Genomic DNA, 12551 nt, shown 5'->3' with positions numbered 1-12551 from the left:
ATGGAAACTTACTTTGATAAACAAAAAAGAGATCTTTATTATAAAGCAGAGAAAATTATAGATACGTATGCTATGTTAAAGGCAAATCACAAGGGTGAAAAATTTGAGATAGATATACCACAAGATTTCAAAAATGAATTTTTTAGTTTAGTAGATAAAGTTAATCTAAGCCTTATGGAAGATAAAGATAATTTCTATGGATATTTTTTATTTCAAACATCAAGAGAAATAAGATTTGATATAAGTAGTCCCACTGCTATAAATTTTAAAGGTGCTAAGTATGTCATATACTTTAACCCAATAATTTTTTTAGACCTTAATATGAGACAAATGGAAAGTACAATTAAACATGAAATTCTTCATGTAATATCTATGCATTTAGTAAGAGCAAGAGAATTAAAAGGAAAATACAGTACATTAGCTATTAATATGGCGATGGATATAGTGGTTAATAAATATTTAAATAATTTACCACCATATGCTGTTACTTTAGAAAATGTAAATGTAAAATATAATTTAAAACTTGAGCCTTATGAGCCTTTTGAATACTATGTAGAAAAAATTCAAACTGAATTAGATTTACAAGAAGTAGATAAAGATGGCGAAGAAGATGATACTCGTCAGTCTGATGATATAGAAACTGAATACAATCCAGAAAAAACTCATGATATTTGGGAAGATTCTAGTAATATAGATGAGGAAACTCTTAAAGAATTTACCCAAAAAGCTATTAATAATTCTCAAAAAGGTAAAATTCCAGAATACTTAGATGGTATGATATCATCACTTAAAAATAGTAAAGGTGAATTGCCTTGGAACTTATATCTTAATAGATTGATGGGAACAATCGAAAGTAATAAAAAGAAGACTATAACAAGAAGAAATAGAAGACAGCCAAATAGATTAGATTTGAGGGGGCAGTTGAGATCTCATAAAGCAGAGATAGCTGTTGCACTTGATATAAGTGGAAGCATTAGTGATGAAGAATTTAAACAAGCTATTAAGGAAGTACTTAATATAGTAAAAAATTATAACCATGAAATTACAATCATAGAATGTGACAATGAAATTAGACGTGTGTATAAAGTCAAATCTGTAAAAGATATAAAAGAAAGGCTTAAAAGAAGAGGATCAACTAAATTTAGCCCAGTTTTTGAATATGCTAATAATAAAAAAATTAATTTATTGGTATACTTTACTGATGGTAAAGGAGAAGATAAGTTACAAGTAATACCTAGAGGGTATAAGATTTTATGGGTTATTTCTGGTAGAGGAGATAAACTTTCATTAAGAGAGCCTTATGGAGCAATTAAAAAACTTAGCAAGGTTAAAATAAAAGATGATACATTAGATATGAGTGATGTTAGAAATGATGGATATTCAATGAATAACCAAGCTCCAATTTTATAAATTTATGTATTAAATTCTGGTTATTCTAATAACATAATAATAAAATTTCAATGAGAAATATAATTTCTAAAGGAGATAATAATATTATGAAAGAAGCAGAAAGATTATTAAATGAATAATTTGCGATTATTTTAAATATTTCTCCTGATGAAGTAACCTCATATATATTAAGTCAAATATCAAAATAAAGTACTTTATACTATACTTTATTTAAAAATATTAAAATTAAAAAATCTCAAAAAGTATCTTAATTTAAGATATTTTTGAGATTTTTACTTTAAAGTAATACAATTATATTAATAATTAAGCTAATTTATTAAAGTTTTTTACCTAAACAAGCCATATAAATTACAAACTCATTTTCTCCATCTAAATCTAACATATTATCAATTATATCCTGATCATATATTCCGATAGCACAAGTCCCGTAATTAAGAGATTCTGATGCTATGTAAAGATTCTGGCAAACATGTCCAATATCTATAAGTATTTTCTTATGAGCAGTTATACTAAATCTATGTTCACTTCTATATGGAATACAACTCCAAGCAAACACAACGGCACTTTTAGATACGAAACCTTGAACAAAAGGTTGGTTTGGAGTTGCTTTATCTATTTCATCATCTATATTGCTTAAAGTCTTTATAAATAAAAGTTTATGTTCTAAAGGTAAATATCTGTAAACTCCACTCTTTAAACCATCAACATTATTTATTATTAAATATGTTTCAAATGGGTGAGTGCAACCAGCAGAAGGTACAGTTCTTAAGGCACTAAATTTATCTTTTACAGTTTGGATTCCTTGAGTAGCCCATAGTAAATACGAAAGTTCAGATAAATTTATTTTTTCATCACTATATTTTCTTATACTTCTTCTATCATTTATACAATCTAGTACGTTAGGTTTAACTAAAATGTCTTTGCTTACAGGAGGTAACTCTATTAAATTAGAATTTGAATCATATTCTTTTTGGAAAGAAGGAGTGGGTATTCCTTTTTGTTTATCCGTTTTTATCTGTTTTAGTATTTCAAAATCAGCTTTGAAAAATTCTCTGTTTTGTGCAATTTTATCCATAGATGTCTCCTTATTAAAATGTATAAATTTTTACACTTATTATACCATATATATAAATATAAGTGGAAAAAGCCTAAATGGTAAAAATTTCATATTAGAAGCTTAATTACAGATAAAAATTAATAAATATTTTTGTGTAGTAATAATTAATATTTGCTTTAATAGAATATATTCAAAAATATATTAAAATTATTTTAAATTAAAAAAAACTATTTTAATTTATAAAAAATTATGTATAATTAATATAGATGACTAAAAATTACATATTAGCAAACCTAGAGAAATCTAGCGACGCAAAGCTAAAGGGGCTAAGGTAAAATTAGACTATGCCAGCCAGTTGCCAAAGAATTGATATTCTTTGTTTTTATAGAGTTATCTTATGATATAATTGTAAGATTGTTTTATAATGTTTACTTTAGATGGCAACTACCCTTTATAAAGGGTAGTTTTTTATTTAATAAAAACAACTATAGCTCTATAGCAAGACTATATTTTGAAATTTGGGGTAAAATATTTAGTTATTGTAAATTCATATAATATAAGAGGGAGAATATTATGAAGAAAAAGATAGCATCAATATTGGCCATATCTGTTATAGCAACAAACAGCACACCTGCTTTAAATGTTTTTGCTAACGAAGTAATAAAGGAAAAAGCATTAGCGATAGAGGAACAAGTTTCTAAAAGTATGACAGTTAGTGATTTTAAAATTAAGAACAATCCTAACTTCGCTAAGTATAATGAACTTTATAGAGTTGAGATACAGTCTATAACAAACAATGGAAGAAGTTACCCAGGAACTAAGATAGAAAATGCTATAGATGGAAAACTTAATACACATTGGGAAACATACACTAGAAATACAAATGAATTTAAAAATGAAGTAATTGTGGAGTTTAAAGATATAGCCGAGATAAATAGATTAGCTTATGCTACAAGACAAGACGGGGCTAAAGGTAAAGGATATCCTACTAGTGCAGAGATATATGTTTCAGAGAGTGAAATAGGTGAAGATTTTAAACTAGCAGGAAAAATAGAAGGAAGTAAAGTTACAGGTGGAATGGTTGAATTTAAATTTGATACTGTAAGAGCAAAGAGAGTTAAATTCAAATTCGTAGAAGCACATGACGAGTGGGCAAGTGCCGCAGAGTTTTGGTTCTATAAAGAGGATAGAATTCTAGATAAGATGGAAAGATTATTTACTAATGCAAACATGAATGAAGTAAGTAAAGAGTTTGCAACTCCTGAAGCATTAAACACTTTAGAGAAAGAAACTGAAGGACATCCATTCCGCGATAGCTTTAAAGAATATATAGATAATGCAAGACTTGTTCTAGAGAACAAAGAGGTTAACTTTATTGAAACTAAAGTATCTAAGTTATTAGGGTATGGAACTGAAAACCAAAAAGCTTATGATGACAAGTTTATGTTAGGTAAAGACCACATCGTTAATACACAAGTAAATGGTGGAACTTACTCTACAACAAAAATAGAATATATGTATGATGGTGACCCTAATACACATTGGGAAACAAACAGAAGCAATGGTAATGGTTTCACTAATGAAGTGGTATTCACTTTTGATGAAATAGAACAACTTGATAGAATAGCATTATTACCTAGAAGCGGAAATCAAAAAGGATTTCCTACTAAGTATGAAATATATGCTTCAGAAACTTCTCAAGGGGATACATTCAAATTAGTTTCTAGCGGTACTGCAGAAGTTACTAAAGACTTTATGCAATTTAAATTTAACCCAACAAACTTTAAGAGACTGAAGTTTGTATTTAAAGAGTGCCATGAAAATAGACCATTCATATCAGAAGCTAGGTTCTATAAAGAAGATGCTTTATCAGAGAAAATGGATAAACTATTTACAGACAGTAATAAGAATACAGTAAACCCTGATTTTGGGACTTTAGAGAAACTTACTGCTTTAGAGAATGAAGCGAAGGCACATCCTTTATACAGTAAGTTCAAAGAAGATTTAGATGATGCTAAACTTGTATTAGAAGGTAACGAGGTAACTTATGCAGATGCTAAAGTTTCGAAGTTTAAAGCTTTTGGAACTCCAGAGTTAGCAGAGTATGATAAGACTTATAAGATAGATAATAGTCATATAAAGAATATAACTACTAACGGTAGACATTGGTCAAATCAAACTATAGATAAAGCTATAGATGGTGATCCTAACACTAATTGGCATTCTGATGCTAGAAATAGCGAAACTCATACAAACGAAGTTATAATGACTTTAGACCAAATAAGAACTTTAGATAGAATAGTATATTATTCTCCGAGAGATAGAGGTTTCGCAGAGAAGTTCGATATCTATACTTCTAAGACTAGTGCAGGAGACACATTTACTAAAGTAACTAGTGGTAGTGCTTCAAGAACTGGAGACTCTATATCTATAAAGTTTAATCCAACTCAAGCTAAAAGAGTTAAGTTTGTTTATAAGCAAGGATATGAAGGTTGGGCTTTAGCGTCAGAGTTTGGTTTATATACTCAAGATGTTACAATGGATAAAATGGATAGATTATTTACTGACAACACTATGAGTGCCTTAAGCGAAGAGTTCAATAGTATAGATAAGCTTAATGCTTTAGAAGAAGAATGTAAGAAGCATCCATTTTATAATGACTTCAAAGAGGATTTAGAAAATGCTAGAAATATTTTAGAGCAAGAAGAAATAGTAAGTGGTGTTGCATTTACTAAATCATTTACTCATTTAGATAATAAGGAATATATAGAACAATTTAGAATTCCTTATGAAAACATAAAGAGTATAACTAATAATGCCGGGAGATATGCATCACAAACTATAGATAAAGCGGCAGACAATGACATAAATACTTACTGGGAAACTAATAAGTCTAACGATACAAATTGGAGTAACGAAGTAACAGTTGAATTCGTTAACCCTGTAACTATCGATAGATTAGCTTACGGTGCTAGACAAAGCGATGCTAAAGGTTTTGCTCAAGAGTTTGAGATTTATGGTTCTACAACTAGCAAAGGTGAGACATTTAAGTTAGTTGCTACAGGTAAAGCTAACAAGACTAAAGACTTAATAGAAGCAAAATTCCAACCTACTAAGTTTAAGAGAATAAAATTAAAATGGACTAAGGGTGACCAAAACTGGGCTACTTTAAATGAAATAATGTTCTTTAGAAAAGATTTAGTTTCGGATAATGTTAACGATATGTTTACAGATGGATTAATGAGTGAGCTTAAAGACAAATACAAATCTCTAGAAGCAATAGAGTCTTTAGAAAAAGAAGTTATGAAACACCCTTTAAAGGATAGTTTAATGCCTACTATAGAGTTAGCTAAGAAGGTTTTAAATGGCGAACAAACTGAAACTGAAAATATGTCTAGAACTTTGGTAGGAGAGCAAAGAGGTAATTTCGGTACAGAAGGTGCTAAGAGAAGTATTAACGGTGGAGCATATACTTCATTAGAGTCTTTCGGAAGATACGTAACTCCAGGTGAAGAAATAATAGTATATGTTGATGCAGACCCAACAGGTAAAATGCCTCAATTAGGATTTGGTCAAGTAGGTAAGACACAAGGTACCTGGAGAAGAACAGTAAACTTACATCCAGGTAGAAATGTTGTTAAAGTTCCAACTGACATGAACTGTGCGGCAGTTTATTTAATAAATGAAGCATATCCTGAAGAACAAGCTTATGCTCCTAAAGTAAGATTTGAGGGTGGAACTAAATTTCCTACGTATTTCCATGGTGAAACTGACCCTAAGGAATTTGCTAAGGAATTGGAGGAATACGAAAGAAAAGTAGCAGTTAATGACGAAGATTTTGTTAATGGAAACCCTAAAGGTAAAGTTTACAATATAGCTGAGTTCGTATCTGAGAACGTTGTAATAACTACAACTGCAAAAGGTGCATTGAAAGGAATTAAACAAGCAGAAGCAAAAGGGTATGACTCTGCGGATACTATGGCAGGTTGGGAAGAAATATATGACATGTTCCAATCATTTATGGGATTTGAAGAAAATGCAAAAGAAGAGAAGGATAGTCTTTTCCCTAATAAGTTCGTAGCCAGAGCATTCCAAGGAGGACCTCATGCATATGCGGCTTATGGTTATACAGGATATAGAGGTTCAGATAATATAGAGAAAGACGAAGGTTTCTTTAAGTTATTAGCAATGCCACCACAAATGCCAGGTAACGATAACTGGGCTTATAACCATGAATTTGGACATATATTTAATACTAAGCATATAGTTCATGGAGAAGTTACAAATAACCTTTATGCTCAAGAGTATAGAAGATTACACCCAGGTACAGGTGGAGACCGTGCAAACTGGAATGAGGTACTAAAGAGATTTAAAGGAGAAGAGTATAACTTAAGTCACTTTGAGAACTTAGCAATACTATCTCAATTAAACATTGCTTATGGATACGACGCTTATACTAAAGCATCTAAAGCAGTTAGAGATAACACAGATTTAATTAAGTCTATAAAAGGTTCAGATACACAAAGATTAACAGTAGCTTATTCTTTAGGATTAGGTGTAAACTTAATGGACTTCTTTGAAGGATGGAAGTATGTAGAAGTTACTCCTCAAATGAGAGAAGCAGTTGCTCACTTACCTAAGCCTGATAAGAAAATAGAATATCTTCATGGTGGTGCTTATGATTATAAAGGCACAGGCTTTAGTGAAGATGTTAAGGTTACAGTATCTTCTAATATAAACAAAGAGGATAAAACCAATACATTAAAGTTTAATATAGATACTAATAACAGTGACGATTTATTAGGTTATGAAATACTTAAAGATGGTGAAGTTATAGGTTATACAAAGGATAGTAGTTTCGTAGTTAAGAATATAGATATAGAAGAGAATGCTAAGTATGATGTAGTGGCTTATGCTAAAGATTTAAGTACTGCAAAACCAGTAAGTATAGAAGCATTCCAACCGATAGTAAAAACAGTTGGTGGTTTAACTTTAGGTTTACGTGAAGAGTTTAATCCTCTAGATTATGTTAAAGCAACTGATTATGAAGGAAATGATTTACGTGACATTAAGGTTGTAAATAATGTTGATAATACTAAAGCAGGAGTTTATGATGTTGTTTATGAAGTTAGTTACAAAGGGTCAACAACTAGAGAAACTATGAAGGTAACAGTTGCTAGTGCTTATGATTATCTATCTGACAGAGAATGGGATAGCGTTAAAACTGACTGGGGAACTCCTTCTCGTAACAATTCTATAAAAGGTAGAACTTTAGGTGAAATTAAAGATTACGATAAGGGTATAAGACTTCATGCTAATGGTAATGTAGTTTACGATTTAGGCGAGCACAACTATGAAGAGTTCGAAGTTAAAGTTGGCGTGGATATGAATATACCAGTCCAAAACAATTCAAGTATAACTTTCAAAGTTGTAGGTGACGGAAAGACTTTAGCTACTACTAAAGTAATAAAACATGAGGATGATTTACAATATATAAAAGTACCTATTAAAGGAGTTAAACAACTTAGATTAGAAGTTAACAATGGTGGAAACGGAAATACTTCAGATCACGGTGTATTTGTAGAACCTAAGTTAACTACTAATAATGCTAAGCCTGAATTAACTATACCTAAATCTCAAACAGTTAAAGTTGGTCAAACTTTAGAAGATTTAGCAGGAACATATAAAGCTACTGATGCGGAAGATGGAAATATAACTGGAAGTGTTGTAGTTACTGGTCAAGATAAAGTTAACTTTAATAGAGTTGGTAACTATCCTATAGTATATACTGTAACAGATAGAGATGGTAACAAGACAGAGAAAAATAGAATTATAAGTGTAGTAAACCCTGAAGACTTTAGATACTTATCTGATTATGACTGGAAGTCTGCAACATCTGGATACGGTGGAGTTAAGAAAGATAAATCTATAAGTAACAACAAAATAAGACTTAATGGCGAAGATGGAAGTGAAGTGGTTTATACTAAGGGATTAGGTACACATGCACATTCCGAGATAGTATATGATTTAACAGATAAGAATGTAAATATGTTTAGTTCATTTGTAGGTGTAGACCGCCAAGTATATAACAGAGATATAGCTTTAAGTTTCGAAGTTCATTTAGATGGCGAGAAAGTTTATGATAGTGGCGTAATGAAAGCTAAAGATGCACAGAAGTTTGTGGAGGTAGATACAACTGGTGCTAAGCAGTTAAAGTTAATAGTTAGAGATGGGGGCAATGGTACTGACTATGACCATGCAAACTGGGCAGATGCTAAGCTATACTTTGTTAATACTGACAGAGTTGATACTACTGAATTAACTAAGACGATAGAAGAAGCTAAGAAGGTTGATAAAGATAATTATACTGAGGACAGTGTAAAAGTTTTAGAAGACAAATTAGCTAAAGCAGAAGCTTTATTAAAAGAAGAGAAGCCTAGCCAAGAAGCTATAGATAATATGACTATTGAACTTCAAGATAGTGTAAAAGGTTTAATAGAAATAAATCTACAGGAAGTTGTTAATATTCCAGATAAATATTTAGTTAAATCTATCCAAAATCAATTAGGTAAAACTGAAAATATAACTTTAGGTGATATGCGTAGTTTAACTACTTTAAGGTTATCAGGTGTTGTTGATTTAACAGGTATTGAACATGCTAGAAACTTAGAGACTCTAGAAATGAGCTATAATGAGGTTAAAGATTTAAGACCATTAGCAAATCTAAAAAAACTTAAGACATTAAATGCAAAAGATCAAATTATTGCAGTAGGAGAATTAACTCCATCTAATGGTAAAGTTGTAGTTGACTCTAAAGCATATAATAGAGAAGGAAAAAATGTAGCTAAAACTGTTAAACTTGTAGATAAAGATGGTAATACAGTGATAGAACAAGATGCTAAAGATGAGTCTGTTATAAGTATAGAAGGTTTACCTAAAGGTTTATATGGTGTTCATGTATTATTTGAAGATGAAAATTTTGATGGCATAATGATATATCTATTTGATATAAATTAAAAAAGTATTCAAAATATTACTTTTGTAACTGTAGAAAATCACTGCTTATTTTTAATAGGCAGTGATTTTTTTATTTTATTAAGCATATTGAATTATTAGAAATATATTTTCAAATAATTTTATGAAAAAGGCACACCACATTAATGGTTTTGTTTTAAATATATAGGTGAATGATTAAATAAATAATTAATATCAGAGTGATATAAAATATTAAAGCTAAAAAAACGTGACAAAACTTGATAAATTTCTAGAAAACGGTTGCAAAAAAAACAAAAAGTGTGTTAGTATACTAGTATAAATGCGAAGGACTTGGATAGATAAAAAAATAACAAAGGTAATTATACGGATAATGACTAAGTCCAAATCAGATATTTCAAATTACATACTAAATTGTACTTAGTAATAATTAATAATTAATAATTAATAATTAATAATTAATAATTAATAATTAAAAAGGCTGCCAATTCATTTTAAAAGTATTAGTATACTAGTATAAAACATGATGGGTATTTGAAATATTATAAGGAAAAAAGAATAATAATATGTTCTAAGGAGTGGGGAAATGGAAATATCAACAGAGAAAGTTCTAAAGCAGGATGTAGTAAAACCTTTTGGTATGCAAGACAAGATAGGATATATGTTAGGGGATTTAGGAAATGACTTATTCTTCCAATTTGTAAGTGGATATTTAATGCTTTTCTATACGGATGTATTAGGAATAACTGCAGGGGCAGTAGGGACTATGTTAGTAGTTGCTAGAATATGGGATGCAATAAATGATCCAATGATGGGGACATTTGTAGATAGAAGAAAAGTTGGTAAAAATGGTAAGTTTAGACCTTATTTATTATACGGAGCATTACCTGTAACAATTATGGGATTTTTAACATTTACAGCTATACCTGGAATACCAGATAATTTAAAGTTAGTATATGCATATGTAACTTATATAGGTTTTGGTATGTGTTATACAGCTATAAACATACCTTACGGGTCATTGGCATCAGTAATGACAACAGATCCAGTGGAAAGAACATCTTTATCTACGTTTAGATCAATAGGGGCATTAGTTGCAAATTTAGCAATAATGATTATAGTACCTAAATTAGTATTTAGTGATGGTGTGGCCACAGCAGGTGGGTTTATGAAAGCTTCGGCTGTCTTTGTAGTATTTTCTAATTTATGTTATTTTGGGGCATTTAAATTAACAACAGAGCGTGTTAAGCATAAAGTTCAAGAAACAAAAGAAAAGTCAAGTTTTATAAAAACAGTTAAAACTTTACTAAGTAATAGAGCTTTAATAGGGTTAATGTTAGCTTCATTTGGTATGTTAGCATCTATGATGGCAGTTAATGCTTTAACACCATACTTATATAAAGATTATTTTAAAGCACCAGAACTAATATCTCTTGGTGGTGTAATTGGAATGATTTCATCATTTTTAATATTACCATTCTTATCACCACTTGTTAATAAGTTTGGAAAGAAGGAGCTTTCAGTAGGAACTATGTTAATTGCTGTAGCAGCAAACTTAGCATTATTCTTAATGCCTATAAAAAGTCCATATGTGTATATGGCTATAAACTTTATAGCATCTATAGGAACTGGGTTCTTCAATGTATTAATTTGGGCATTAGTAGGTGATGCAATAGATTATCAAGAATATATAACTGGTAAGAGAGAAGAAGGTATTGTTTATGCATCTTACTCTTTAGTTAGAAAGCTAGGTCAAGCTATAGCTGGTGGAATAGGTGGATTTGCGCTTACTTTCATTGGATACAAAGCAGGGGTAGCAACACAAACACCAGAAGTTGCTCAAGGGATAAAATACATAATAACAATACTACCTTTCGTATCAGCTTTAATTTCAACTATAGCTATGACATTTGTGTATAACTTATCAAAAACTAAATTAGCAGAAATGACAAAGGAGTTAGAACTTAGAAGGGGATAAATATAGGAAATTACTATAAAATTATAAGAAAATTAAGCAAAACAGATATAAATACTTAATTAGCCCTTGTATGTACAAGGGCTTATAGTTTATAGGCTAAATTATATTAGGTATTAGAATTTTATCAATTTATTTTTTATTAACTTTAAAAAGCAAAATTTTTGTAGAAATGAATTGAAAAACGATTGCCTTTAATTATTGCGTATGTTAGTATACTAGTATAAAGGAAAGAGCTATATAATTGCTTACTAATGGAGGATATTATGGCGAATATATTTGATAAGTATGAAAAGACACAAGAATTTTTAATATGTATTGACTCTGATGGATGTGCAATGAATACTATGGAAATAAAGCATAGAAGATGTTTTGCACCAGAGATGATAAAAACATGGAACTTATATGAAAAAGAAGATTATATATTAAACCTTTGGTATGACATAAATCTTTATACAAAAACTAGGGGTATAAACAGATTTAAAGGTTTAGCTGAAACCTTTAAAATCATAAGCAACGAAGGTATAGAAATAGATGACCTTGATAGTCTTGTAAATTGGGTTGAGACTACAAATGAATTATCAAACAAATCCTTAGAAAGAGAAATAGAAAAGACTAATAGTAAGGCCTTAAAAATGGCATATGAATGGTCTTTAAATGTAAACAAATCTATAGAACAATTACCAAAGGGTGATGAACCATTTGAAAATGTAAAAGAAGGATTAGAAACATTATCTAAGTTAGTAGATGTTGCAGTAGTATCATCAGCAAATGGAGAAGCTTTAGATGATGAGTGGAATAGACATAATTTTGTTAGGCATCTTAAAGCACTACTAGGGCAAGAAGCTGGAACAAAACAATATTGTATATCTGAGCTTAAGAAAAAAGGATATGATGAGAAGAAAATATTAATGGTAGGAGATGCACCAGGAGATTTACAAGCTGCTAAAAATAATAATGTAAATTTCTATCCTATATTAGTAAATAAGGAAGGTTATTCTTGGAAAAGATTAGTAAATGAAGTAGTTCCTAAATTAATGAATGGTACATTTGATGAAGCTTATCAAAATCAATTAATAAAGGAATTTAATGATTCATTAAAATAATAAAAATATT

The 12551-nt window shown here is 29.9% G+C and carries 5 protein-coding genes and 1 riboswitch; of the genes, 4 read left to right on the top strand and 1 reads right to left on the bottom strand.

Going from position 1 to position 12551, the window contains the following annotated elements; all coding sequences use genetic code 11:
- Complete coding sequence (locus I4U66_RS05180; protein ID WP_092922798.1) at positions 1-1410, top strand: vWA domain-containing protein; 1410 nt, start codon at positions 1-3, stop codon at positions 1408-1410.
- A gap of 316 nt (positions 1411-1726) precedes the next feature.
- On the opposite strand, the gene I4U66_RS05175 is transcribed toward I4U66_RS05180, so the two are convergent.
- Entirely contained in the window at positions 1727-2485 is a 759-nt protein-coding gene (locus I4U66_RS05175; protein ID WP_195928572.1) for a SagB/ThcOx family dehydrogenase, read from the bottom strand.
- Positions 2486-2743: 258 nt separating this feature from the next.
- Positions 2744-2830: riboswitch (cyclic di-GMP riboswitch) on the top strand.
- Between the two features lie 210 nt (positions 2831-3040).
- Between I4U66_RS05175 and I4U66_RS05170 the strand changes: the two genes are divergently transcribed.
- From I4U66_RS05170 to I4U66_RS05160, 3 genes are all read left to right on the top strand, one after another.
- On the top strand, positions 3041-9484 hold the full coding sequence (locus I4U66_RS05170) for an NPCBM/NEW2 domain-containing protein (protein ID WP_195928571.1): 6444 nt from the start codon (positions 3041-3043) through the stop codon (positions 9482-9484).
- A 562-nt stretch (positions 9485-10046) separates the two neighbouring features.
- On the top strand, positions 10047-11438 hold the full coding sequence (locus tag I4U66_RS05165; protein ID WP_092922807.1) for an MFS transporter: 1392 nt from the start codon (positions 10047-10049) through the stop codon (positions 11436-11438).
- Positions 11439-11701: 263 nt separating this feature from the next.
- Positions 11702-12541 carry an HAD family hydrolase gene (locus tag I4U66_RS05160; RefSeq protein WP_092922810.1) on the top strand — a complete coding sequence of 280 codons (840 nt, stop codon included), beginning with the start codon at positions 11702-11704 and terminating at the stop codon, positions 12539-12541.
- Positions 12542-12551 lie beyond the last annotated feature (10 nt).

Origin of the sequence: Romboutsia sp. D33t1_170424_H2 (assembly GCF_015669105.1) — a bacterium.
Classification (GTDB): domain Bacteria; phylum Bacillota; class Clostridia; order Peptostreptococcales; family Peptostreptococcaceae; genus Romboutsia_C; species Romboutsia_C hominis.
This window is presented reverse-complemented; position numbering and strand designations above follow the sequence as displayed.

Excerpts from the sequence above, each read along its gene's own strand:
- I4U66_RS05175 (WP_195928572.1), bottom strand. The coding sequence starts at position 2,485 with ATGGATAAAATTGCACAAAACAGAGAATTTTTCAAAGCTGATTTTGAA.
- I4U66_RS05170 (WP_195928571.1), top strand. The coding sequence starts at position 3,041 with ATGAAGAAAAAGATAGCATCAATATTGGCCATATCTGTTATAGCAACA.
- I4U66_RS05165 (WP_092922807.1), top strand. The coding sequence starts at position 10,047 with ATGGAAATATCAACAGAGAAAGTTCTAAAGCAGGATGTAGTAAAACCT.
- I4U66_RS05180 (WP_092922798.1), top strand. The coding sequence starts at position 1 with ATGGAAACTTACTTTGATAAACAAAAAAGAGATCTTTATTATAAAGCA.
- I4U66_RS05160 (WP_092922810.1), top strand. The coding sequence starts at position 11,702 with ATGGCGAATATATTTGATAAGTATGAAAAGACACAAGAATTTTTAATA.